Source organism: uncultured Parabacteroides sp. (assembly GCF_905196875.1).
GTDB lineage: Bacteria > Bacteroidota > Bacteroidia > Bacteroidales > Tannerellaceae > Parabacteroides.
On record NZ_CAJJWO010000007.1, the window covers coordinates 76215 to 100931 of the forward strand.

At 46.1% G+C, this 24717-nt stretch carries 19 protein-coding genes, 2 tRNA genes and 1 pseudogene; 5 read left to right on the forward strand and 17 right to left on the reverse strand.

All coding sequences use genetic code 11. The features are described from left to right. Window positions 1–5: 5 nt before the first annotated feature. The 4 genes from QZ076_RS04400 to QZ076_RS04415 all read right to left on the reverse strand — a co-directional run bounded on the left by QZ076_RS04400 (window position 6) and on the right by QZ076_RS04415 (window position 6046). Window positions 6–1568, reverse strand: a complete 1563-nt coding sequence (locus QZ076_RS04400) for a glycerol-3-phosphate dehydrogenase/oxidase (RefSeq protein WP_293710661.1) — start codon at window positions 1566–1568, stop codon at window positions 6–8. Window positions 1569–1654: 86 nt separating this feature from the next. Then, complete coding sequence (locus QZ076_RS04405; protein WP_249388292.1) at window positions 1655–4000, reverse strand: transglycosylase domain-containing protein; 2346 nt, start codon at window positions 3998–4000, stop codon at window positions 1655–1657. Between the two features lie 42 nt (window positions 4001–4042). Then, complete coding sequence (locus QZ076_RS04410) at window positions 4043–4984, reverse strand: putative sulfate exporter family transporter (RefSeq protein WP_293710664.1); 942 nt, start codon at window positions 4982–4984, stop codon at window positions 4043–4045. 177 nt (window positions 4985–5161) lie between these two features. After that, window positions 5162–6046 carry a LysR family transcriptional regulator gene (locus QZ076_RS04415; protein WP_293710666.1) on the reverse strand — a complete coding sequence of 295 codons (885 nt, stop codon included), beginning with the start codon at window positions 6044–6046 and terminating at the stop codon, window positions 5162–5164. Window positions 6047–6178: 132 nt separating this feature from the next. On the opposite strand from QZ076_RS04415, the gene QZ076_RS04420 reads away from it, so the two are divergent. Beyond that, window positions 6179–7561, forward strand: a complete 1383-nt coding sequence (locus tag QZ076_RS04420) for a Fic family protein (RefSeq protein ID WP_293710668.1) — start codon at window positions 6179–6181, stop codon at window positions 7559–7561. Window positions 7562–7567: 6 nt separating this feature from the next. Further along, window positions 7568–10864 carry an AsmA-like C-terminal region-containing protein gene (locus QZ076_RS04425; protein ID WP_293710670.1) on the forward strand — a complete coding sequence of 1099 codons (3297 nt, stop codon included), beginning with the start codon at window positions 7568–7570 and terminating at the stop codon, window positions 10862–10864. Here the strand turns inward: QZ076_RS04425 and rfbB are convergent, their stop codons facing one another. Continuing rightward, window positions 10865–12004 (reverse strand): dTDP-glucose 4,6-dehydratase, encoded by a 1140-nt coding sequence (rfbB, locus tag QZ076_RS04430; RefSeq protein WP_293710672.1) that lies wholly within the window; start codon window positions 12002–12004, stop codon window positions 10865–10867. Window positions 12005–12012: 8 nt separating this feature from the next. Then, window positions 12013–12573 carry a dTDP-4-dehydrorhamnose 3,5-epimerase gene (gene rfbC, locus QZ076_RS04435; protein ID WP_293710674.1) on the reverse strand — a complete coding sequence of 187 codons (561 nt, stop codon included), beginning with the start codon at window positions 12571–12573 and terminating at the stop codon, window positions 12013–12015. 157 nt (window positions 12574–12730) lie between these two features. Between rfbC and QZ076_RS04440 the strand changes: the two genes are divergently transcribed. Together QZ076_RS04440 and QZ076_RS04445 are read left to right on the forward strand one after the other, a co-directional pair. Further along, window positions 12731–12802, forward strand: a tRNA-Cys gene (locus tag QZ076_RS04440). Between the two features lie 42 nt (window positions 12803–12844). Beyond that, a tRNA-Cys gene (locus tag QZ076_RS04445) sits at window positions 12845–12916 on the forward strand. Between the two features lie 467 nt (window positions 12917–13383). Here the strand turns inward: QZ076_RS04445 and QZ076_RS21970 are convergent. The 11 genes and pseudogenes from QZ076_RS21970 to QZ076_RS04500 all read right to left on the reverse strand — a co-directional run. Beyond that, window positions 13384–13782, reverse strand: a pseudogene (locus tag QZ076_RS21970) (D-Ala-D-Ala carboxypeptidase family metallohydrolase); the annotation flags it as partial. Window positions 13783–13816: 34 nt separating this feature from the next. Further along, the gene (locus QZ076_RS04455; protein ID WP_293710677.1) at window positions 13817–14020 is read right to left on the reverse strand and encodes a hypothetical protein; all 204 of its coding nucleotides are present in this window, start codon (window positions 14018–14020) and stop codon (window positions 13817–13819) included. A 24-nt stretch (window positions 14021–14044) separates the two neighbouring features. Next, window positions 14045–14491, reverse strand: a complete 447-nt coding sequence (locus QZ076_RS04460) for an HU family DNA-binding protein (protein WP_293710679.1) — start codon at window positions 14489–14491, stop codon at window positions 14045–14047. A gap of 211 nt (window positions 14492–14702) precedes the next feature. After that, the gene (locus QZ076_RS04465; protein ID WP_293710681.1) at window positions 14703–15194 is read right to left on the reverse strand and encodes a hypothetical protein; all 492 of its coding nucleotides are present in this window, start codon (window positions 15192–15194) and stop codon (window positions 14703–14705) included. Between the two features lie 53 nt (window positions 15195–15247). Next, a complete protein-coding gene (locus QZ076_RS04470) occupies window positions 15248–15523 on the reverse strand; it encodes an HU family DNA-binding protein (protein WP_293710683.1) in 276 nt (91 codons plus the stop codon). Window positions 15524–15678: 155 nt separating this feature from the next. After that, the gene (locus tag QZ076_RS04475) at window positions 15679–17982 is read right to left on the reverse strand and encodes an FISUMP domain-containing protein (RefSeq protein WP_293710684.1); all 2304 of its coding nucleotides are present in this window, start codon (window positions 17980–17982) and stop codon (window positions 15679–15681) included. A gap of 41 nt (window positions 17983–18023) precedes the next feature. Beyond that, window positions 18024–20381, reverse strand: a complete 2358-nt coding sequence (locus QZ076_RS04480; RefSeq protein ID WP_293710685.1) for a BACON domain-containing carbohydrate-binding protein — start codon at window positions 20379–20381, stop codon at window positions 18024–18026. A gap of 116 nt (window positions 20382–20497) precedes the next feature. Continuing rightward, window positions 20498–21457 carry a FimB/Mfa2 family fimbrial subunit gene (locus tag QZ076_RS04485; protein WP_293710686.1) on the reverse strand — a complete coding sequence of 320 codons (960 nt, stop codon included), beginning with the start codon at window positions 21455–21457 and terminating at the stop codon, window positions 20498–20500. After that, entirely contained in the window at window positions 21447–22571 is a 1125-nt protein-coding gene (locus QZ076_RS04490) for a DUF3868 domain-containing protein (protein ID WP_293710688.1), read from the reverse strand. Before QZ076_RS04490 ends, QZ076_RS04485 begins: the two co-directional genes overlap by 11 nt. A 5-nt stretch (window positions 22572–22576) precedes the next feature. Beyond that, window positions 22577–23185 carry a DUF3575 domain-containing protein gene (locus tag QZ076_RS04495; protein WP_293710689.1) on the reverse strand — a complete coding sequence of 203 codons (609 nt, stop codon included), beginning with the start codon at window positions 23183–23185 and terminating at the stop codon, window positions 22577–22579. A gap of 198 nt (window positions 23186–23383) precedes the next feature. Then, window positions 23384–24412, reverse strand: coding sequence for a site-specific integrase (locus QZ076_RS04500; RefSeq protein ID WP_293710690.1), 1029 nt, complete (start codon window positions 24410–24412; stop codon window positions 23384–23386). A gap of 66 nt (window positions 24413–24478) precedes the next feature. Between QZ076_RS04500 and QZ076_RS04505 the strand changes: the two genes are divergently transcribed. Continuing rightward, a complete protein-coding gene (locus tag QZ076_RS04505) occupies window positions 24479–24634 on the forward strand; it encodes a hypothetical protein (protein WP_293710691.1) in 156 nt (51 codons plus the stop codon). Window positions 24635–24717: the final 83 nt, after the last annotated feature.

The window sequence follows — 24717 nt, forward strand, 5'->3', positions numbered from 1 at the left end:
TTTTGTTAATCCAATATATAATGAGTTGCTATACGATTGAACTCTTCCAATTGCCCGGCTCTCCAGGAGGCATCTTTACCTCTTTCTTCCGCCAGGATCGAGGCTACCTTCGGAGCCATGACCATCGCTGCACGGGCATCCATAAACAGGATACGCAAACGGCGGGCCAATACATCTTCCAACGTACGGGGCATCTCGTTACGGATAATCCAGGTAACTTCCCCTCGGGTATAAGCGTATCCGGGATGCAACTTCTCACCCATTTCCGGAGCTGAAACTACCAGTTGCCTGATCGCATCGGCATCCGTACCATAGATATATAAAGGATCGGAGTAATCGGGAGTGGTTCCGGAACCATGAACGGGGTACGTTTCGGTTATACAATCCCGTGTAGGCACATGCATATAACGAATGGCATAGTCAAGTGTATCCTGTGCCATCTTCCGGTAGGTAGTCCACTTCCCTCCGATTATAGTTATTAAACCCGATTTCTCACGGATAAGTTTATGGCTACGCGAAATCTCCTTCGTTTTTTTCTCTTCGTTGCGGGGAGCCGCTAAGGGACGGAGACCGGCAAATACCGATAAAACATCACTTCGCTGCGGGGCACGATTCAGGTAATTGGCAGCCGTGTCGAGGATAAACCTAACTTCTTCTTCAAGCGCCACCGGTTCGACACTCGACTCCTTCATCAATGTATCGGTCGTACCCACCACGACCTTATCGTGCCAGGGTACGGCAAACAGAACACGTCCGTCGGATGTTTTAGGGATCATCACAGCACAATCGCTGTCTAGAAAAGAGGCATCCAATACCAGGTGAACACCCTGGCTGGGACGAACAGTCGGATATTTACCCGGTTTATCCATCTGTAATATCTCATCTGCAAAAACCCCCGTAGCATTAATAACCGAATGTGCCTTCACCTGATAGGTATCACCCGTTTCCTCATCGCGAACAATGACACCGGCCACCTTCTTCTTTTCTTTCAGCAGACCGACTACATTCATATAATTCAATACACAAGCCCCCGCCTCCACAGCGGTTTGTGCCATATTAATAGCTAAACGAGAGTCGTCAAACTGCCCATCGTGGTAAAGCACACCGGCCGTCATGCCCTTTCGTCGAAGCATCGGTATGGTTTTTATCGCTCGTTTGGGACCGATACAAACCGAGCGCCCCAGACTAAGTTTCCGGGCCATCAAGTCATACAGGATCAGGCCGACCGTATAAAAAGGCCCTTCCCACCAACGATAACAAGGAATCAGAAATAACTGGTCTTTCACCAGATGAGAGGCATTACGGCGAAGCAGGCCACGCTCATGAAGAGCTTCGAGAACCAGCGACACATCCCCCTGTGCCAGATAACGAACTCCTCCATGCACCAGCTTCGTACTCCGGCTGGAGGTTCCTTTCGTAAAATCCGAACGTTCGAACAAGGCCACGCTATACCCGCGGGTTGCCGCATCGAGCGCTATTCCCAGACCTGTCGCTCCGCCGCCTATCACGACGAAGTCGAATACTTTTTGCCGGTCATCCAGCAGGGAGATAACTGATTCTCGTTCCATAATACCCTAAATAAAATATTAACTCCCACAAATCTAACAAATTATTTAGATTTGTGGGAGCCGGGTATGTTAATTAACCTAGTCTGTTATTCGAACATCTTGTCGATACCTCCGACATCGGTCGGGATATGCCTCCGCTCTTCCTCCGTCGTTGTTTTGCAAGGATTTGCATATTGTTCCGGGACATCGAAATCGTCATCCTCCGAATAGCCGAGAGTCTTGTCGGCATACACTTTCTGCATGAATAAGCCGTAGATAGGCAAAGCCATACTGGCTCCCTGCCCTTCCTGCAGACGGTCGAAGTGGATCGAACGATCCTCGCCTCCTACCCAACAACCGGACACCAGACTCGGTGTGAATCCCATAAACCATCCGTCGGAGTTATTCTGTGTCGTACCTGTCTTACCTCCCATAGGCGCCTTTATACCATACCGGAAACGAACACGTCCGCCGGTTCCGCCGTCGATAACACTCCGCAGCATATACAGCATCTTATAGGAAGCATCTTCCGGCAAAACTTCATTCATTTGCGAATTAAAGCTGGCTATCGTATTTCCATACGAATCTTCGATACGGGTTACATAAAGCGGCTCGACACGGATACCTTTATTGGCAAACACCGTATAAGCAGCCACCATTTCGCCCACCGACACATCTGGCGTACCGAGCGATACGGAAATAACAGGATCGATATTCCCTTTCAACCCGAATGAATGCAATAAACGGACAAAGGTATAAGGAGAAAGCTGCTTCATCAGATAAGCAGTCACCCAGTTTGACGAGTTCTGCAATCCCCACTGGATAGTCACCATTTCACCTACCCGCTTGGCTCCCGCATTACGCGGCGACCAAAGGATACCGTTTTCATCGGTCAGTTGTTGTTGCACATGAAGCATTTCCTCGCAAGGGCTGATACCTTCGATCATTGCCAACGAATAAAGGAACGGCTTGATGGTCGAACCTACCTGACGACGTCCGCCATTGATCATGTCGTACTGGAAATCATTATAATCGATACCTCCAACATAAGCTTTCACATGCCCCGTACGCGGGTCCATCGACATAAAGGCTGTGCGCAGGAAACTCTTATGATAACGAATGGAATCCCACGGCGACATAATGGTATCGATCGGACCGTTCCAACTAAACACGCGCATTTCAACCGGTTTCTGGAACTCTTTACGCATATCGGCTTCGTTCATTCCACTACTCTTCATGCTACGATAACGGTCAGTCTGGTGCATCGCACGCATAATCATCGTATCCACCTGTCCGACCGACACATCGCGTGAGAACGGGGCATAACTACGTCCCTTCTTCTCACGGAAGAAAGCGGGTTGTAATTCTTTTCCGACATGTTCGCGAACGGCATCTTCGGCATACTTCTGCATACGCGAGTCGATAGTCGTATATATTTTCAGACCGTCGGTATAAAGGTTGTAGAACTCACCATCGGCTTTCTTATTCTTATTACACCAACCGTACAGAGGATTGGTTTCCCACGCCAGCGAATCTTCAGAGAACTTCTGACCTTGCCAGGAGGCATAACGTTTACGGTCCGGTTTCTTAGCCGTCAGCGTCAGGCGAAGATATTCACGAAAATAGGGAGCCAAGCCTTCCTTATGGTCCATACGGCTGAAACGGACAGTCAGCGGCAACGCTTTCAGCGAGTCGCAATCGGCACGGGAGATATAACCGGCCTTCTGCATCTGTTCGAGCACCGTATTACGACGGCCACGGGTACGTTCATTCTGGCGTACCGGGTTAAAGTAAGAAGGGTTCTTACACATTCCCACCAGCGTGGCGGCTTCTTCTATCTTCAAATTCTTGGGAGTCGTACCGAAATAAACACGGGCAGCCGATTGGATACCTACAGCATTATACAGGAAATCGAACTTATTCAGATACATGTTAATGATCTCCTCCTTGGTATAATAACGTTCCAACTGGGCGGCAATCACCCACTCGATCGGCTTCTGGAAAAGACGTTCCATAAAATTATCAGCACTTGGCGAGAACAACTGTTTAGCCAGCTGCTGGGTAATGGTACTACCTCCGCCCCCGCTTTTCTGCATCAGGATACCACGCTTAACGACAGCGCGGAACAACCCCTGCGCATCGATACCGCTATGCTCGGCAAAGCGGATATCTTCGGTTGCGATCAGTGCCTTCACCAAATCAGGTGAAAGGTCTTCGTAGTTCACGAATATACGGTTGTCCTTACTATGTGCATAACTTCCCAATGTCTTTCCATCTGCAGAAATGATTTGGGATGCATATTTGTCGATAGGATTTTCGAGCTGTTCCACCGGCGGCATATACCCGATAGAGCCATTCGCTATTGCGGTAAAAATCAGAAATACAGTTCCTACTGCTGCCGCAAACAGTACCCAGAATGTAATTATAATGCCTTTTGTTACTTTTGAAGCCATCTTTTCTTATTAACTTAGCAACCGCAAAGATAAGAAATTAATTTAAACCAACAGTATCACACCCAGACTGATCAATCCTATAAATATCCAGAGAATAACACCTTGTACCATCGGACGCACGCCGACCTGTTTGATCACTTTTCTCGATAAGCCGGCTCCGATCAGGAAAAGAGTAACGGTAAGCCCCTTCTTAGCCAGCCAGACCAATGAAGCCGTAATCGTTTCGGGAATCGTCAGGAATGTGTTTGCGACCATTGCCAGGATAAAAAAGAAGATAAACCAGGGAATATTGATCTTTGCCCCTTTTTGCTGAAAAAGAAACATAGTAACGATCGTGATCGGAATGATCCACAAAGCCCGTGTCAGCTTGACCATCGTGGCTATTTCAAGCGCTTGCTCGCCATAAGCGGCTCCGGCACCGACCACTGAACTGGTATCGTGTATAGCTATCGCAGCCCACATACCGAACTGTTCCTGCGTCATCCCCAGCAAATGGCCGATCGGCGGGAATATAAACAAAGCGATTGCATTCAGGATAAAGATAGTTCCAAGCGCCATCGACATTTCATTATCGTTCGCTTTTACTACCGGACCGACAGCGGCAATAGCACTACCGCCACAAATGGCTGTCCCGGCAGAAATAAGATAGGCTGTTTTACGGTCCATTATCAGGCGTTTACCCAGATAGATACCCAGTACCATCACAGCCACTACCGACACGATAGTGAAAAGCATCCCTTCCTTACCGGTCTTCAACGATTCATACAGATTCATACCGAAACCCAGGCCCACCACAGAAAACTGCAACAGATATTTAGATGTTTTCTTACTGAATTTAGGAAAAGGTTGTCCGGCCGTCATCCCCAATGCCAACCCGAGGAACAGGGCAATAGCGGGAGAAATGAAAGGTAACAGACAAAAAGCAAAAAGGAGAATGAAAAGAGGTTTGTTGTACTTCGCTAAAACTTGTTCGATTGAATCCATATTTTATATCATTTAGTTATCTTTTCTTTTTTGAAGGTGCAAAGGTATGATTAATAAGAATACCGGTCCAATCACTATATGGAATGGTTAATAACCTGAAGTTATAGCTCATCCCTTTTGTTCCAACTTATTACTAAAAACAACACATTTACCGGAAAAGTTGTTCTGATAAAGTAATTACTTATACGTCTGCATATACTGCATAAAGCTCTCCTCCAATCCCCCGCTTTGTCCCATCAACTGCACAAAAGAAAACATGCGCTCGGCAGAAAAATCTGCTATATCGATCACTTTAAAGACTCCCGACATCAGCTCGCGGGCCACGGCACGTACTGAAACGATAGCCAATGCATCCGAATTCTCCAGAAAGAGCTTGATACTCTCCGTGCTTCCCAACTGCATCAGCACTTTCAGATGAGATAATTTAATTTGATGTTCGCCCAAAGCCGACTCCAACACGGCCAGCGTACCCGAACCATTCTCACGAAGCACCAGAGGAAGGGTACATAACTGTTCGAGTGTCAGCTCCTCATAATGGGCCAGTTTGCTTCCGGTATGTGTAATCACGACCAGTTCATCTTTCATGAAAGGCGTATAATGGAGCGAACTCTGACGGGCATATCCTTCTACCAGCCCCAGCGTGATCTTTCCGTCCCGGAGAGCCATCTCTATATCATGGCTGTTCCCGTTAAGCAACGACACACGGATATCCGGAAACTTACGAACGAAGGACGACAGGATAGGTGGCAGCACATATTGCGCGATCGTGGTGCTGGCTCCCAGACGTAACTCGCCGCAGATGTTATCCGTCAGCAGGTTCATTTCAAAATCCAGTTGCCGGTAAGCAGCCAGAAGTGTATTGGTATGCGACAAAAGCAGTTCGCCGGCACGGGTCAGTATAATACGTCCGCCGGTACGGTCGAAGAGCGGCGTTTTATATTGTACCTCCAACTCATGAATATGTTTGCTTATGGCAGGCTGGCTGATAAACAATTCCTTCGACGCTTTCGTAAAGCTAAGGTTTGTCGCTACGCTATAAAACACCTTCAGGCGAAAATCCATATTCCTTATTATTTTAAATAAACTTATCGGGGACAAAGATATGAGTTTATCTCAACTAATTTCATAAATTTGCATGACTAAGTACCTAGTAAAAGGGCTTTAAGAATTATCAAAACAATAAAAGATAGCTCTATGACAAATAATATTGGGAAACTATATACTGAATGGCAATCTCTACAGCCATTGAAGCCTGACGACCTGGCACGTCTGAATCAGAAATTCATGCTGGAATTCAATTACAACTCCAACCATATAGAGGGAAACACATTAACATACGGACAAACCGAACTTCTTCTGATATTCGGTAAGGTAGTCGATGCAGCCAATATGAAGGATCTGGAGGAAATGAAGGCTCATAATGTCGGATTGAAAATGATGCAGACAGAGGCAGATGAAAAGGAACAGCCTCTGACGGAAACATTTATCCGACAGCTTCACCAAACACTTTTACGGGAAGATTATACTGTATATCGTAAACTACCGGATGGGCAAACGACATCCTATATCATCCATGCCGGACAATACAAAACACGTCCTAACTCTGTAATTACCGTGACCGGAGAGCGCTTTGAATATGCATCACCCGAAGAAACACCGGCGTTGATGAGCGATCTGGTCAACTGGTATAATACAGCAGAAGCAGAAGGGAAGCTCACTCCTATCGAACTTGCCGCCCTGTTTCATTACCGGTATATCCGGATTCATCCGTTTGAGGATGGGAATGGACGAATTTCCCGTTTGATAGTGAATTATATACTCTCCCGCCATAATTATCCGATGATCGTGGTTAAAAGCAAAGACAAAGAGAACTACTTGACGGCATTAAACCGGTGTGATGTAGTGGTCGGCCCTACTCCTTCAGTCGGTGCACACGCTGAATTATCACAAATACAACCATTTGTTGAGTATTTGGAACGCTGTCTCGAAAGGGCATTGACTACCTGTATTAAAGCGGCGAAAGGAGAAAGCATCGAGGAGGAGGATGATTTTGAGAAACAACTGGCGATATTGAAACGGACGGCTAAGAAAGAAACTGAGGAGAAAGAAGGGTATGATACTCCACAGAATAAAGTGGATGTATTCAATCTGTTTCATCGCCCATTTGCAGAAAGGCTGATCAAAGCATTAAAGCCGGCTACAGAGTTCTTTAATAAACTTGAACTTCTCTATTACATGTCAAAAGATAGAGATGATATAAATGCCGGCTATTGCTTTCCTTTAAGTGAAAAGGAAGAACTATCTATCTTTAGTATATCAGAGGAAGATATGGATATCCTCATTGATGCTCAATCTATTGTATTCTATATATTCCTTGAATGGGTAAAAGAGGACTATAAGATGAAAGATATATCGATAGATTTACGATATAGCGTCCTGTTTGATAAATCCAATTATACCTTCAACGGAAAAACCTATAGATACGGAGTCTTCCCTTCAAGCGAAGAGACAAAGACCTTGATCGACTCCATTAAGAAAGATGTCTTACAACGTATTCAAGATGCAATACAAGCCTAATTTGCTATGAAGATCAATAAAAAAATTATTACAACGATCGTAGTTATTACCGTTACCCTGTTCTTTATCCTGCCGGGTATCGGTTTCAGTATCCTTAACTGGGGAGTACTTCCTCCGGATAAGCTCACTCCACTTGTTATCGAACAAACGAATAAATTTCTCGATGCCCACCTCGACTGTGAGCGGATCGAACTGACCTATTTTGAAACATATCCGCATCTGGGAATCAAACTGATCAATGGCCGCCTGATCTCGCATGCCGCCGAAGACTCGACCGCCCATGCCGAAGAACTGGCTATCCCGTCCGACTCGCTATTGGCATTCAAGAAAGCAATCATTTCGCTCCGACCGACCGACTATCTGTTCGGAGGCAAGATCACGATCGGCGAAATAAATATAGAGGAACCCCGCTTTTACGGCTACGTCAACAAGAAAGGTTCAGCCAATTGGGATATCTACTCGAGCGAGCCCGACTCTGCCACAGCCGATAAGAAACCGTTGCCTCCTATCGATTTACAGAAAGTACGCATCACCAACGGTCGTTTCACGTACGACGACCGCCAAAGCGACCTCTTTGCCGAAATAAACGGCTTCTTCCTCCATCTCGACGGCTCGCTGACCGATGGAGAGAACAAGCTGGATATCGAAACAGGCTGTACCTCCATCCTCTTCAGCAGCCCGACTTATACACTCGCAAACAAGTTGGCTCTGAAACTGAAAAGTCAACTCCTGCTTTCTGACAACTTCAACACAGCCACCCTGAAGGATGCTGAACTGCTGATAAACAATCTGCCTTTCACCGCCGATGGTTCCGTAAGCAATATTCCTTTATTGAAACAAACAAAGATCGACATGGAAGTCGGGCTTAAAATATCCGACATGAACGATCTGCTTCGTTTCATACCGGATGCTTATTTCCGGAACCGTGATAAAACTATTGCAAAAGGTTCTATTAGTATGGAAGGAAACATTCATGGTTTCCTGGGCGACAGTATCGTACCGTCCGTCAACCTGTGTTGCAAGATCGAGAATGGCTCTTACCACATGAAAGGACTCAAACAGGGTATCGATACCCTGCAGATGGATATGGACCTCCATCTGAACGGTCTCTATCCCGACTCTTCGTTTGTGTCTCTCGAGCAACTGATGCTGAAAGGTTTGACAACCTCACTCGATATGCAAGGAAAAGTCACCAACCTACTCACCTCACCGAATGTGGATGCAAACATAAAAGGAAAGATCGACTTTACCCGCCTGGCAAAAGAGTTCCTCAACCCGGATACTTTATTTCTACAAGGGGTGATGGATGCCGACCTCTCCGCCTCCTTCAATATAGACGACCTGCTGAGCAGCCAGTACGGGAAAGTTCATGCTTCCGGCCGCTTAGACATCGACACGCTGAAAGCATACAGCCTGCCCCTGGGAATGGATGTGTTTATCAGTAAAGCACATTTCTCTGTGGACTCGACAGGAGCGAGCAGCTCATATCTCGACAACAAAGACCTGTTGAGTATGTCGATGTCGGTAGACAGCCTGAACGTCAAATATCAGGATGATATAAGTACCAACATCAGCAAACTGGCCATACAGGCGAAAACCTCTCCCACGATAGATACGACCGCCGTTATCCCAATGACGGGCCAGATCAAATTCGACTACCTGCGTACCCGCCTGCCTGACTCCGTATTGCTGGTAGCCGGGAAGACCGTACTGAAAGGAGGCATCAAATCGTCGGCTTCCGACAAACGGATACCGACACTCGGCGCTACGATCTCCGTCGATACGCTGCGTTATTTCATTATCCCCATGCGCACCGGGATGATCCTCTCGGAAAATACGTTCAACCTGGAAGCTCTGCCTTACCGGGATGCAATACGTCAGCGATGGCTTGCCCGGACAGACACGACAGCACGGACCAACACCGCCAGACGACCACGCCGTACAAGAGCTACCGGCAGTCAGACAGAAATCGACTCCACCGATGTCACCTCCCGGCTACTACGGCAGTGGGAAGTGCGTGGCAGCCTCTCGTTCAAGCAGATGCGCGGTTTTAGCCGGATGATGCCTATTCCTATGAAGATCGATCAGACAACATTGAAATTCAATACGAACGACATCACCCTTACCGATGCGCGCCTGCATCTGGGTAAGAGCGACTTTATGCTGAACGGAGAGATCAAAAGTATCCGTCAGGCCATGTTGCGGGGAGGTAAGCTAAAAGGCAATTTCTCCCTTACTTCCGATTATATCGACTGTAACCAGCTGATTAAAGCAATAAACTCCGGTATGCAATATACCGAACAGCATGGAGCGACAGGTCAGACAGGCCTGGATGCGGAAAGCCTGGCAACAATGGATACCCATACCTTACAGGACTCCATAACCGTCGCCTCGCTCGACACGACCGACCAGGTGTTCGTTATCCCGGCAAACCTGGATATGACACTGCATACCAATGCGAAAAGGATAGACTTCAAAGATGTCGAACTGAGCGACGTGAACGGGGAAATAATCATTCGCGACCAAAGCGTCAATCTGAGTAACCTGGCCATGAACTCGAATATCGGCCGTGGCAATATGACGATGTTCTATACGGCCAAAGACAACCGGGGAGCGTCTGCCGGATTCGATCTCGACATGGAAGATGTTATGGTGGAGAAACTGATCAGCCTGTACCCGGCCATCGACACATTGGTACCGATGCTTCGTTCGTTCGAAGGGGTGGTAGACTGCCAGGTCACGGCTACCTGCAAAATGGACTCTACCATGTCGCTCGAACTTCCGTCGCTGCACTCGGCCTGCTACCTACATGGCGAGAATATGGTGTTGCTGGATGGCGAGACATTCACCGAAATCTCTAAGACACTGATGTTCAAGAATAAAAAGCGGAATGTGATAGACAGTATATCGGTCGACCTGGCCATCAAGGATAATAAGATCGAAGTATTCCCCTTCCTGGTCGAAATGGATCGTTATAAAGTTGCCGTCGGGGGAACGCACAACCTGGATATGACGTTCAACTATCATCTGTCAGTACTGAAATCGCCTGTTCCGTTCAAACTCGGGATAGACATTACCGGTAATCTGGACGACTTCAAATACAAGATAGTGAAGTGTCGTTACAAAGACATCTTCAAGCCGGCCAAGGAAGCCGAACTGGACAGTACGCGCACCAATATCCGAAAAGAGATACGCGAATCGATACGTAAACAAATAAAAGAGACTGCTCCCGAATTGGTGAGCAGCCTCTCTTCAAATCATTCGCCGACACCAGTTCCTTCAGAAGAAACCGGCGTTTTATAATTAACGGCCGGAGTACATCCGGTCGTAATACTTCATATAATCGCCACCGGTGATATCTTCCACCCACTGTTGGTTTTCGAGATACCAGCGGATTGTTTTTACGATACCCACTTCAAAGCTGGTTTCAGGTGTCCAACCCAGTTCTTCGGATATTTTTGTCGGGTCGATAGCATAACGCTGATCGTGTCCGAGACGGTCTTTCACGAATGTAATCAGGCTGTCGTCGATCCAGTCGATCGAGATCTCTCCGTCCGCCCCGATCTCTTTCTTCTTGAGCATCTGGCGGTATTCGGGTTGCTCGGTCATTAACTGGCGGATGGTACTGATAGTCAGTTTAACGATCTCGATATTCTGCTTTTCGTTATGACCGCCTACATTATAAACCTCTCCTACCCGTCCGCGATGGATAACGGCGTCGATGGCCTTGCAATGATCTTCCACATACAGCCAGTCTCTTACATTCGTTCCGTCACCATACACCGGCAGGGATTTACCCTCCAAGATGTTCTTGATGATCAGTGGGATCAGCTTTTCAGGAAAATGGTAAGGACCATAGTTGTTGGAGCAACGGGTGATACTTACCGGCATTTTATAGGTATCGGAATAAGCCTTTACAAACAGGTCGGCACTAGTCTTGGAGGCACTGTAGGGGCTTCGCGGATCGAGCGGGGTCGTTTCGTGGAAATAGCCTTCGGCTCCCAAGCTGCCGTATACCTCATCGGTCGACACCTGATGGAAACGGACACCTTTCCGCCACTCAGGATAACCGGTTTCGTCTTTTCCTGTCACCCAGGCTTTGCGGGCGGCATCAAGCAGGTTTTGTGTGCCCAATATGTTGGTTACAAGAAATAACTGCGGATTTTCAATACTACGGTCCACATGACTCTCGGCGGCAAAGTTGACCACATAATCGAAATTATACTTTGCAAAAAGTTCATCGGCCAACGCACGGTCGCAGATATCTCCTTTTACGAATTCGCAACGTTTGCCATCGATATCTGCTGCAATCGTACCCAGGTTACCTGCATAAGTCAGCAAGTCGAGAACCACGATTTTTATATCCTGATGTTCCGCCAGCATATATTTGATAAAGTTAGCACCAATAAAACCGGCCGCACCGGTAACCAGATAAGTCTTCATCGTCCGTATTATTTAAATGTAAAATTATATTCCGCCTCACTCAACAGCGGGGCTTTTGTGTCTTTCTCTGATAAATTAACCGTATTCATATCGGTGATCCCCCAGTCTACGCCAATGGCCGGATCATTAAACCGCAGGCTTCTTTCATGACTCGGTGTATAAGGATTATCTACTTTATAGGTAAAGATCGCTTCTTCGCTCAACACATGAAATCCATGAGCAAATCCTTGCGGGATAAAGAGTTGGCGTTTGTTAGCCGCAGAAAGTTCGACCGCTACATATTTACCGAATGCAGGGGATCCGGCACGCAAATCGACAGCCACGTCCAGAACACGTCCTGTTATTACCCGCACCAGCTTCGACTGCGAATAGGGAGCCAACTGGTAATGCAGTCCTCTAAGTACTCCTTTGGAAGAGCTGGATTCATTGTCCTGAATAAAATGTATCTTACCGATGTGTTGTTCAAATTCAGCTTGTTTAAAAGCTTCCATAAAATAGCCCCTTGCATCATTAAACACTTTTGGCTCAATGATCCAGACTCCGGGTATTTCCGTTTCTATGTAATTCATTCCTTCATATTTATACTAACAGGAGACAAAGTAACTTCTTTTTCCTTAGTTCTGCAAACATAAATGCTTGCAAAAAGAGTGCAAAAGATTTGCATATTCCAAACATAATGTCTTTCTTTGCACTCGCAAAAACGATAAGACATCACTTGAAACAAACGGTTCCTTGGATGAGTGGCTTAGTCAGCGGTCTGCAAAACCGTGTACGGCGGTTCGAATCCGCCAGGAACCTCAAAAGAGATACAACTTATCAATATGCACGCAAAACAAGTCCGGTTCCTTGGATGAGTGGCTTAGTCAGTGGTCTGCAAAACCATGTACGGCGGTTCGAATCCGCCAGGAACCTCAACAATAAAAGGATTAGAAAGTTAATTTCTAATCCTTTTATTGTTTCAATAGCTTACCTAAACAAATACTTCCTCCCGCTAATAGAACCAAAGCCACTACCCAAATCGTCACGGATGGTGACTGTTTATATTGATTTTGGAAAAAACTAGATGCAACAGCCGTTTGTCGGCGGGCTGATTCTACTGACAAATGATCGGTTTTACTGATCGTGTCGGTCAGGGTGCGATGTTTATTTCCTTGCAATAAGGTTATTTCTGCCGGATATTGCCGGCCGGTGCTGTCGGGTGGCGAAAAGACCACCCGGGTGATATTCCAGTTTATGGAATCTATTGTGAATGTTTTCCGGTTCAAGAGGGAGGAGTCTTTACCAGAGACTACCAGTGAGTCGGCACGAAAAGCATATTCCTCCCTTATACCACTCCTTCGTATCCGGCAAGACGGTAACAAGAATACCAGACATAATATATATAACAATACTTGCATCCTGTTGTTTCCCTTCTCTTTCAGGGAAAGATGAAGGAACCGACGCTTTTTGTATAAGATAGCCTGATCGAAAACTAATCCAGACTTTATCAGTAAACTCAGTAAATAACCCGGCCCTTCCGGAATATAACAATCGGCGGCCTCCCCTTTCCGGTGCTGGCTGGTAGCGACACCGCCGGCCAAACGGTTTACAGGTTCGCTCCGGTAACCACTCAGGATGGCGATCGGGGCATTGTATAATTGCCTCAACGGTTCCAGCAGGTGAAGAGCCAGATAACCGAGGGCATGAAGCGCTTCAGGAGAAGGTTCATTATCTAACCCGTTCTCTACAGCAATACGGCTGTAACTCATTTCTTCTTTACTGAAGTGTTCGCTCAACATAGTTTTATGCGCTGTAATCGTTTTGTGTGTCGTGTCAGTCATGGCTGTTCATTTTAAATTTATATGTATAATCCACTCCGAAAAGAGCTCCGGCAAATGTGCTGATCTCGCCGAAGGCCACCAGCACACTACTATCTATTATTCCGTCAGGGGCTACCCAAAAACCACTGAAGAGGAGAACAATCCCGCTCAGTGTGAGCAGGATCGCAATAATCAATTGAATCGTCATCCGCTTCATAAGCCCTTTTTTATTGCTATTGGCTTATTCAATCACCGGTCTGTCGTCGTCTTCGCCACCTGTACCGGCATCCTCCTTCTTTTCCGACAGTTTCTCAAAACTAGCCTGACTTTTGATGGTACGGAGAGCTTTCCCCGGAAAAAAACGCACCTTAGGTTCACGAATCAGATTCGTATCAAATGCCTTTTCGTTGACTACACCGGAAGAACCGATTGTATAACGAAACGTTCCTAACTCACCCACACTCACCCGACGACCATGTTGCAGGTGGCGAACCAGTATCACATTCAAACGGTCGAGTACCGCTTTCACTCCGGCACTTCCCACGCCACTACTATCACTCACCTCCTCTATCAATTCAGGAAATGCGATAAAATCGCCCGACACAATTTGTGCATACATTTTTTCAGGCACATCATTCTTGTCTTCACCTAAATTCTTTTTGATGACTAATTTGTACTTCACACTCATGACAATAACTATTTAAGAAATTAATACCCAATACCTTTATCAGCGCCGATAATACAAAGATAACAGAGCAGAATGATGAAATCTTCGGAAATATCAAAGACTAACACATACCAAACAGGCTACACTTTATGCAGGACAGGCAAAGTGAAGCAATTCATAAAAGATCAGTTAGATATTTAGGAAGACCGGATAGCGGATATTTTAAGTTTTATTAGTCTGCAGAACGTTTAGACTCATCATTCCAGTCATTCTTTATTTCGAAAAGGTAAGCGAAATCGTTTAAAGTAAGGTCATTTCTGGAAAGTATATCACCATAATACTCAACAGATTTATCTACCCGGAAAGCCAGAAGTAAGGTAAAAGATAAACGTACAAGTGAAGGGGCATATCCATCCTCCTGCTTTCCCTCTACATAGGTAAAGAGTTTCTGCATCAGTTCCGGCTCACGCAATTTATATCTGAGAGAACCGAGCACTGTTTCTTTCAATAAATAATCGAGCGTTTTCTGTTTGTCGTGAAGAAACAGGCGGGTAAGAAAATCCCGGTAATATTGGGGCATAATCGCCCAATTGCAAAAAGCAGCACTTACAGCAGCCTTTCTATAAACTTCTTGCTCTTCCCCGAGCAAGCCTCGCAATAATGACTTAAACATTTTTACGGAAGGTACCTCTGTACCGAACAATTCTTTTAGTTTGTTATACATAGTGTTTTCAGACAGGAGGGTTATTATCCTGTCTGAAAACATTTGCACACTCTTCATGGATTCAGCTTCTTCAGCAGGATTTTACCCGGTTTAAACTTTACGCTCATCCGTGCATGAATGGGGCACGACTCTCCGGTTTTGGGGTTGCGCCCCTCACGGTTGGCCTGTTGCCAGGGACGAAACGTACCGAACCCCTGCAAAACCAATGTTCTATCCTGCTCCAATTCCTCCATCATTGTAGTCTGCAAGGTATTGACAAAACGCCTTGCTTCACATTGAGTAATCAACATTTTTTCTGAAAGAATCCTTATTAACTCCGTTTTATTCATTCTGTCTTGTTTTTATTGTAAAATGAAAGGGTTCAGAAATTTGATTTATTCTTACCTGAACCCTCATCATGTCAAAGAACACTGTTTATATTTTCTACCGGAATGTTACCGGAACAATCTGTTATCACTTATACAGTCATTCCTCCACGATTTGCTTATTCCTGGATACAACGTACCATGTAGCCGCAGGCACGGGCATATCCGCGGGAAGTCAATGTAGCACTATTGAATGCTACACAAGACGCATCATTATGCCGATATAGCACTGACGATGACCAGTAATAAGCGGAGCCTCCCACGCACAGTCCGGAACTATAATGACGACTTCCTGCTGCAGGTAAGATCAACTTATCGCCATTAACACCGGAAATTTTGAGGATTTTATTAGTATTATCCCATTCATTGATTACACTACTATTACCAGCACCAATCGCTTCCCATTCGGCAATAGTCGGAACGCGCCAGCCATCAGGACAAGGGTCAGCAGGTGTTTTAGAAGGTGTTGTTTGTCTATTTCCAGCAATAGAATTAGCATCCCACAATCTCTGATACCAAGCATCATCTAGTATATCTTCAGTATTATTAGTAGGATTATTTTGCCCCTCAACAAATAATAACCAGTTAACCACTGTAGATGTTGAACCCTTAATGAATTTATCCTTCCAAGGAGAACCTTCTGCATCTACATTTAAATAATTAGTATTATCTGGCCAACCAATTACGGAAACATTCGCTGTATCGTTTTTTATTACAGTTGAATTACACATCTTAAATCCCTTTTTACGCCCCCACTGATAATAATAACCACCCTGTTCAAATAATGAATTTAGTTGATCAGATGTAAGCTTATCAATGGCCGCTTGATCAGTTGCTACAGGAATAGAAGTTGCTATTTTTGTTGCTCCCACATTCACCGGTGCCCAGAAAACCTCTTTACCATCTATCGTTTTCATCAATACAGGCTTTGCACCAGCAATTCCCTCATAATTCGGTCTGAAACAAACACGTATCGTATCGCAAATCGTTGCTGCATTTGCATTCTGAATCAAGATCAAAACATCAGAGGGAACAGTTGCATTTGCTTCCAATTCTGTCTTTGCCTTCGAGAAATCAATCGTATATTCACGTTTCAGAATAGAAGAGGCTTTGGTATAACCTTGCAGGTCACCTTGCGTGATCGTTGTACCTACACCCATCCAGCTTGCCCCTTTACGACCGATATATTGTACTTCCACTTTACTATCCTGATTTCCTTCGGCAGTAAAAGTTACCATACCTGTTAAACTGTTCAGTTGAGCCGCATCAATATCAATACGTTTTCCTGTAATAGTTGCAGCGGTCAGGGATGTTTCTGTTAATGCCGACAATACAGGTTTTTCTCTCTTCGGTTCGATAGTCAGCGTATCCCCCACAGCGTTTGTCCAATCCTCTACATTGATAGTGAAAGATACGGACGTAGAGTCCTGAGATGGAAGAATCTTGATGGTGTACAGAGTGTTACGACCGATAGGCAACTGAGTTTTTACACCTGTTGCAGGGTCTTCTTTCATAAACTCGACACGTTGTGCAACGGGAGTTCCATTGAATGTTCCGTTAATCTGAATAGCGGTAGTTGTCAAGGATACTTTATTGCTGTTCTCATACATATATAAGGTATCCAGACGTTGAACTACAACGTCAACGCTACCTTCAGCAGTTACCTCTGCGACCTTATCTTTTACTCCCATTTCATCCAATACGGCTATCGCGTCAGTTACAGTTGCCTGATCGGGAAGCAAAGAAGACTGCTCTTTACCATTCAGCACCTGAGCCGATTTCAGACGGAAACCTTTCGTTTCATCCGCATTGTATGCCTCGTTCACGATATCCACACGGGCAACCAGGCGATCCATCTTAAATTCAGCTTCATAAGCCTGGCCTTCGTTCAATGTTTTAGTATATGAACCTAACATTAAAAGAGGTTTTTCCGGATTCTTTTTGTCGGTTATAGCTTTACTTACAGCAGCTTTCAATGCAGTCGCTGTTGTGATAGCAGTCAGATCGACATTATTCTCTGCATAGTTGGCCAGGGCGAACATATGTACTTCATTGTTTCCGTTCATCTTCATCTTAAACTTCGCGGTGTAACTACCTTTTGTTCCGGCAGTTGTCTCTTTCAATGCTTCCAGCAATCCGTCCACCGCTCCGACAGTTTTGGTGCTTTGAAATAATTGAAGGGTTTCATCGTCAGCTACCTGTACAAAGAAAGCTATACTATTGATCTCTTTCTCGTCGTCAAACGCTGCCGTCCGTGTCGGATCAGCCTTAGTTAAAGGTGTTTTTACACTGTAAAAGTTTGTGGCTATCACCGCCGTTCCCGGTTCGACATAGTCGGTATTTACTTTTACCGCTTCTTCATCGCTATTACAAGAAACAAGTCCTGTCAGCAACAATGCCAATGCAAATAATCTTTTTTTCATGATCTATGCTGTTTTATATGTTTATTCGTTTGTTTATCTGTTTAAATTTCAGCCTGAGTGACTGTGATTACCTGTTGAAGACTGCCGTCTGTTTTCTGAACGGTGATGGCTACGCTACGGGCAGCACCGGTGTCATTTGCAGTCGGAGTTACGGTAAATTCGTTACTACTCTTTGTACCAAGTGTCAACCAACCACCATCGCCCACTGTCGTACCGGCATCAACCAGTTCCCAGTCACCGTCTTTCAGATCGGCAGTAACGGTTAAAGTAACAGCCGCTGTCGCATCCTGAGCCATAGATAATGTGTTATCCGATAAGCCTGTACCCGCTACCGAAATCGTTTCGGTTTTAGCTGCCTGTTTGATTGTCAGCATATAGAAGATACCCTCTTTCTGGGTATTGACTACTTTGATATTGATTTCACGAGCTTCAAATGTAGTATTCGCAGCTGCAGCCAACTTGAAACTGCCATCGCCGCTATCACTTCCTGTAACATCAGACAATGTAATCCAGTCTTTCGTATAACCATCCGAAGGATCAGCATCTTCATCAAACGTCCAGGCACTATTCGCTTGCACAGTGATTGTCTTTTCATAGGTTCCGGCTGCAAGTGTCAGCACATGATCGCTTATGCCATCGCCAATAAGCTGGATGATACCCAAAGACTGGGATTTCTGAACTATACGGAAGGTCTGTTGCAAATCACCGGTAGCATCCTCTATGGTCAGGGTTCCATCAACATCTTTTCCGGATTTATTTTCTCTCATCGTAACAACAATCGCATTTTTATCTGCAGTGAATATAGCAGAGGCTATAGCTGTTCCGGTAGGAGTACATGTTACACTGGCTGCATTCGTTCCATCAATCGGAAACTCTACTGCCATACCGTATCCCGGCAATGTTAACGTATCACCCAGAACAGACAAACCGGTTATACCCGACGGCATATCCACATTCAGATAGGTTCCACTCTCATTTTTCGGTTGTTCAACCAACAAAGTCTGTGTGATAGACGGACGCATCTTATTGCGGAAAACAATTTTACCCACACGCGATTTGTCGTTGCGAGGATTGGCTTTCGTCGTCGCAAAAGTCAACGTTTTACCGACTGTCCCCGCTGCCGGAGTACCACCAGTAAGATCAATCCAGTCGCAATCCGTTTCGGCAATCCATTCGCTGGTGACAGCCACATTCACTACAATATCAGCAGTTGCAATGCCAGCATCCAGTGTCAGGGTATTTGTTACCATTGTTCCTTTGGGAGCTGTTGCAGGCATACTCAAACCAAATGTTCCGTATCCGCTATGCTCGCTAACGATATCTCCTTCAATCCAGTCGAGCACCTCGATGTTGGCTGTTATCACATTTGATCCCACCGACTTGATATTGATTACATAACGGTTGTTGGCCTTAACTTCCAGCTTTGTCGTGGCATCATCCTGCTTGGTTCGCATCAATACCGGATACAAAGCGGCCGTACCCTGACCTGTCGAACCCGTTTTACCTCCCAGAACGAGAGAGAAGTCTTTTGCGGTATTCGGGGTAGCCTCTTCCGCCGGAGCGGCATAGACATAGAAAGCAGCCAGCACCTCACCGTTGTTCGCATTGTCGAGCGACTTGAAGTCGATGCGTTCAGGATCCCAAAGCTCCGATGCTTCGTAATAAGGAGTAGTGTGCAATGCATCTTCAAACAGATAGTTCTGCTTGCGGGCATTCATCTGCTGAATCCATTCGATAAAGAACTGGGAGTCTTCTCCGGTATTGACGACATCGAAACGGGCTACGCGGCGCTTCAGGGTGATATCAATTTTGCCGTCCCAGGCCGGTTTTGCCGCCAGGCTATCCTTCACCGATAATCCCATGCTGGTAGTCATCAGCAACGGACAAGCGATATGCCCTGTCAGCGCATCGGTCAGACCATCGCGAAAAGCCAGCGTATCGGTCTGCCCCAGTTCAAACTTATTCAGCATCTCCTGATCGCGGCCGTTGGCTACGAAATACAAACGTTTCCGATTATTTCCCATAACCGACAACTTCGCTTGTGTAACCACCCCATTCTGATCCAGTGTGATTCCATCGCCAACTCCCGAACGGAACACTTCTTCGAGCAACATCTTTCCATCGGTCTTTTCCGTACCATCGGGCAAGGTGTCTTTTCCGAAAACATACACATCCAACGTACGGATCTCTTTCTCGCCGGCCAAAGCGATCTCGCCGGCACGGCTGTAAGGCACAGAGCCGCTTCCCAAACCATTCAAATTGAATGTCAACGGGATACGACCATTCATTGTAACGATACCGCCGTTGTTTGTTCCTCCACCGGCTACCTCTACATCGTCCGAACAGGCTACCAGTCCCAACAGGGCTATCGCCGTTGCATAACAATACTTTTTCTTCATAACATAAAAAAATTAATATTAATACTGTGGCAGCATATAGCTACCGTTAAATCATTTATTCCTGTTATTCACCCCTTGGCAGGGAATGATCTTTTACCCTTACAAGTCATAGTTTTTTATTTTTCATCCACACCGATGGTCGGCCCTTCCTCCCAGTCGCTCGTCAACAAAGTCGATATATAAGCCTTACCCCCGTCCAACTCGATGCGCAGATCGAACTCCTGACGCAGGTTGTTGTTCAGACCTATATGCATGGTAGTAAAAAATTTCCAGAGGTCGATCCCTTCGATAAGCGGCGTTTCTCCCTGATAAATCGAGAGCAGCGGATGGTCGTCGTCTTTCAAACGGTAGCAGCAAAGCTCTCCGGAAAGGGTACGTACTATATTCATCTTTCCTGCTGCACAGATACTTCTACGCTCAGGGAGAAATCCCGGAAGCGGATAGCGAAAATCTCCACCGGTAGTCAGTGACAACACTTCGCGGATATATCCCGATACCGGAAAAGCATAACGCGAGGGAGCATCCGACAGACGGAAACTGAAGTTACCCGTATCCTCCGGAGGATTCTGCCGCCACACCACCGACAGGTTCAGACGACAATGGGCATGTGTCATACAAGCACGTTCGCGCGTCACTCCCCTGCCACTCACATCGATCTCCACACTACTGTAATAAAGCTTTTCAGATACCTGATGCCATATCTCCGAAGCACGAAGCTGCATATCCGCCAGACGGGTCTTACCGATCTGCGCGTCTGGATACAGACGACTCATCGTATCCAGATTACCCCACGAGACGACCGTGTATTTGCCCGGTATAACCATCAATTCGCCATACCGCCTCTCCTTACCGCTCCTGCGATCTATCCCGTAAAGGACTCCTTCGCTGTCGAACACAAACCCGTCGATACGGTCGACATAATCGGTCAGACGGTTCGCCGATCCGCCATCGTCATACCAATATTCCAGTCGTACATTGTAAGGACATTCCTCCAGATCGCCGTCGATATTACACGAGGGAATCAGAGCCAGCAACAACAGTCCGATGATAAAGAAGATATATAACCTATCGATCATAGCCGCTCCTTTCTTCATACAGAATACTCACTTCGATACGACGCAGCTTCGGAAACAGATTCTCCAGCATATCCCGGTAAGGCACCCGTCCCTGCAAATCCATCAGATAGCGTTCGCGCCCCTCAAAAATGCCGTAGTTGTCGATGATAAAATGAACAGCTGCTTCGTAAGGCTTCCCTTTCACCAGCCGCCGCAACCCTTCCCAGTCTTCAGCCACCCAGGCCGTGCGGAACGGATAATCCTGCAAACCATACGAACGGGTCAGATAGGCCCGGAATCCCAGTGAACGTGCTTTCGAAAGCGCCTCATTATCATAATATGCCCCATCGGGTGAGGCATAGCCCGTTATACGTATCTCCTTTATATGTATGTCAGGATCGCCCAGCAACGGAACCAGCATATTTTCCGCCTTCCTCAGCTCTGCATAGTTATTCCCATACGACGGATCCACACGCGAACCACCACGCGGATAATCAACATAAAGCGTCACCGCCACACGCCGTTCCACCTCCTGTTTATGACCGGAGTAATCCTCACTCCTCTCCAGAGGAGGTGTCACCTTTTCAACGTCCAGTATAGCAGGCACCACCTTCACCACTGTATCTATCTTCTCTACCTTTGCCACACAAGGCGACTCCAACCCGATATCATCCGTCAGCACATCGTCCGCCAGCACCACCTCCGTACAACAATCACGGCTTGTTTGCTTCAATCTCAAAGATGCATGTTCCATCCACGAGGCATACGGGATACTGACCAGATAACGCAGCATATAATCGTTGCGCCAACGACCACAAATCCACGTATGATAGGGTACAACACGATTCCGATCCGGATTCACCGCCTCCTCGCGCCTGTCGAAGCGAGCCCTCCGGCTGCCCGAAAAGACAACCGGAGGCAACACAACCTGTCTCTGCTCCAAATGAAGCGAAGGCGTAAGGGTCAGGGCTTGCCGCGATGGGATAGAGATGCCTTTGGCACTGATGGTAAGGTCGATGCGCACACTGTCGTCGATTACCTTCATGCTACGGGGGATCAAACGGATACTCTCCTGAGAGAATACCCCGGATATAGTCACTAGTATTAATATGCAGGTAGTGAAAAAGCGCTTCATATCCATCAATGTATTATGTATATAAAAGAAACACCCAGACGTGTAGGGCCGAAGAAACTTCGTTTGTAGCGTCCTATCAGTTCAGCACATTCCGAACAGACATATTTATCATATTCCAGATAGGTGTAACCCAACCCGGCGTTTAGTTCCAGCCCCCAACGTTTGCCCAGGGCGAAATGATAACCATAGGAAACACCCGCTCCGTAAAGTTTGCCCCGATAGGTATAAGTATCCAGTCCCGGCAAGAAAGGGACTTGTCCGATATTGTAGCGACCATAGTGCCCGTGCACGCCAAAGAAGTGACCTTCAAAACTTTTACACGGCCAGTAGCGGAGTTCGGGTTGCATCAACCAATGCCGCAGACTCATGCCGTCAGAGAAGAATGTCCATGCATTATAATTGCCGTCAATGCTGAGTGTCAGCTTTTTATTCATCGCCACCTCCACTCCCAGATTGGGCGTAGTGGTCAACCACCAGAGCGCATTCGTCCTGGCCCCAATTTGTTGACAGTACGATACCGTAGCCGACAATTGCAGCAATAAAGAAATCAGCAAGGCTTTCACCCGAATTTTACTTTGTAATCCTGTCTTCTTCATATCCTTTATCCTATACATTTGTCCTATTCTTTGTAAGAATGAGACATCTTCAAACAAGGATAGATTTACGACTGAATTACAGAGATTTAGAAAAGATTTATTTAGTAAGATAGAGGCTCTGAGCAGGCTTTTTCCGTCCGAAATAAGTTAATCAAAGATTATTTTTTCATATCTTTTATTTGTTTATCAAATAATAACACGTACATTTGCTGGCGATTAGCTTTTGCTTTTCAATGGTTCTATAAAATCATAATTATTAGATGTCTCATTCTTACAAAGAGGGGGACATTTTTTTTCTTCTCCGGTTATTTTTTGCCGGATCAGCTTATTCAGCATTTCTTCATTGGCATTATCGATCACACTGGAAGGCATTCCTCTCATATAAATTTTAGTAACCCGTTCGGAGCTATGTCCCATCCCCTGACTGATAATTGCGATACTTGTACCGCATGACTCCAACAGGGATGCCCAACTATGGCGTGCCACATAAGTGGTGAGTTTGATGCCCAGGAGCTTGCCGATCTTTCCCAGCTGACGGTTGATACGCCGAAGCGCGCTTTTTTCGGAAATATCCTTCCCGTTATACCGGTTTTTACGCAAGAACGGAAATACATAGGAACTATCCGGATCGCGATAACGATCCATGATCTCCTGCATCTCATCCACAATTTTTACTTGCAACGGTGCAGAAGTTTTGCTTCGCCGATAACTGATATAACCACCACTCACCTCTTCATTACGCAGATTGAACACATCCACAAAACACATGCCCCGGGCATAAAACAAAAATAGGAACAAATCGCGTGCACGGAGAAGATCTTCACGACCGGACAGGTTGAGATCGATTACACTCAAAATCTCCTCGCCACCCAGCGACCGTTTCAACGTGGGAGGAACCTGAATACGAATACCTGAAAACGGATGATCGGCACCGACCGGTATCGAGTACGTCTTCGCCGTCCTATTATAGACTGAACGCAGTACACGCAGGTAGTTGTCAATACTGCCGGGCAAAATACCGTTTCCCTGGAGGTACATAACATAGCTGTTCAACCACGTACCTGTAATACTGCCGACATTAAAGTTCTCGATTCTATCGCCAATAAAACTACCAACCGAATGCAACACATTCCGGTAATTATCCACCGTAAACAGACTGCGGCTCTTTTCCAGACACTCGATCTGCTCTCTAAAAACATCCGCTAAACAGACATCAACCCTCTGATTGTTTTCTCTCTTTTTCATACGCATTAATATATTGTAGCCTCAACATTACGCTTTTTTTCTGAAAATACCAAGATAGAAAAAGTTATGATAAGCAAACAAAAAGAAAGTATTTCACCCTTTCAGATAACAAATAAGTCGTACAAAAAGACTCAAACAGATAAGTGGCAATCCATTACCTCAAAGGTAGCCGCCGCCATCCGCGCAGACCGTTATCGCTACCCGGCAGCTACCTGCCACTGACCGCGCAGATCATCACAACAAGCTGCGCAGCTAGCTGCAACAATCCGCACAGATAGCGAAAGCGATGTGCGCGGATAGATGGA

What these genes read in the sequence shown, in the direction of transcription:
- QZ076_RS04400 (WP_293710661.1), bottom strand. Translation starts at nt 1,568, where the DNA reads ATGGAACGAGAATCAGTTATCTCCCTGCTGGATGACCGGCAAAAAGTA.
- QZ076_RS04405 (WP_249388292.1), bottom strand. Translation starts at nt 4,000, where the DNA reads ATGGCTTCAAAAGTAACAAAAGGCATTATAATTACATTCTGGGTACTG.
- QZ076_RS04410 (WP_293710664.1), bottom strand. Translation starts at nt 4,984, where the DNA reads ATGGATTCAATCGAACAAGTTTTAGCGAAGTACAACAAACCTCTTTTC.
- QZ076_RS04415 (WP_293710666.1), bottom strand. Translation starts at nt 6,046, where the DNA reads ATGGATTTTCGCCTGAAGGTGTTTTATAGCGTAGCGACAAACCTTAGC.
- QZ076_RS04420 (WP_293710668.1), top strand. Translation starts at nt 6,179, where the DNA reads ATGACAAATAATATTGGGAAACTATATACTGAATGGCAATCTCTACAG.
- QZ076_RS04425 (WP_293710670.1), top strand. Translation starts at nt 7,568, where the DNA reads ATGAAGATCAATAAAAAAATTATTACAACGATCGTAGTTATTACCGTT.
- rfbB (WP_293710672.1), bottom strand. Translation starts at nt 12,004, where the DNA reads ATGAAGACTTATCTGGTTACCGGTGCGGCCGGTTTTATTGGTGCTAAC.
- rfbC (WP_293710674.1), bottom strand. Translation starts at nt 12,573, where the DNA reads ATGAATTACATAGAAACGGAAATACCCGGAGTCTGGATCATTGAGCCA.
- QZ076_RS04455 (WP_293710677.1), bottom strand. Translation starts at nt 14,020, where the DNA reads ATGAAGCGGATGACGATTCAATTGATTATTGCGATCCTGCTCACACTG.
- QZ076_RS04460 (WP_293710679.1), bottom strand. Translation starts at nt 14,491, where the DNA reads ATGAGTGTGAAGTACAAATTAGTCATCAAAAAGAATTTAGGTGAAGAC.
- QZ076_RS04465 (WP_293710681.1), bottom strand. Translation starts at nt 15,194, where the DNA reads ATGTATAACAAACTAAAAGAATTGTTCGGTACAGAGGTACCTTCCGTA.
- QZ076_RS04470 (WP_293710683.1), bottom strand. Translation starts at nt 15,523, where the DNA reads ATGAATAAAACGGAGTTAATAAGGATTCTTTCAGAAAAAATGTTGATT.
- QZ076_RS04475 (WP_293710684.1), bottom strand. Translation starts at nt 17,982, where the DNA reads ATGAAAAAAAGATTATTTGCATTGGCATTGTTGCTGACAGGACTTGTT.
- QZ076_RS04480 (WP_293710685.1), bottom strand. Translation starts at nt 20,381, where the DNA reads ATGAAGAAAAAGTATTGTTATGCAACGGCGATAGCCCTGTTGGGACTG.
- QZ076_RS04485 (WP_293710686.1), bottom strand. Translation starts at nt 21,457, where the DNA reads ATGATCGATAGGTTATATATCTTCTTTATCATCGGACTGTTGTTGCTG.
- QZ076_RS04490 (WP_293710688.1), bottom strand. Translation starts at nt 22,571, where the DNA reads ATGAAGCGCTTTTTCACTACCTGCATATTAATACTAGTGACTATATCC.
- QZ076_RS04495 (WP_293710689.1), bottom strand. Translation starts at nt 23,185, where the DNA reads ATGTATAGGATAAAGGATATGAAGAAGACAGGATTACAAAGTAAAATT.
- QZ076_RS04500 (WP_293710690.1), bottom strand. Translation starts at nt 24,412, where the DNA reads ATGAAAAAGAGAGAAAACAATCAGAGGGTTGATGTCTGTTTAGCGGAT.
- QZ076_RS04505 (WP_293710691.1), top strand. Translation starts at nt 24,479, where the DNA reads ATGATAAGCAAACAAAAAGAAAGTATTTCACCCTTTCAGATAACAAAT.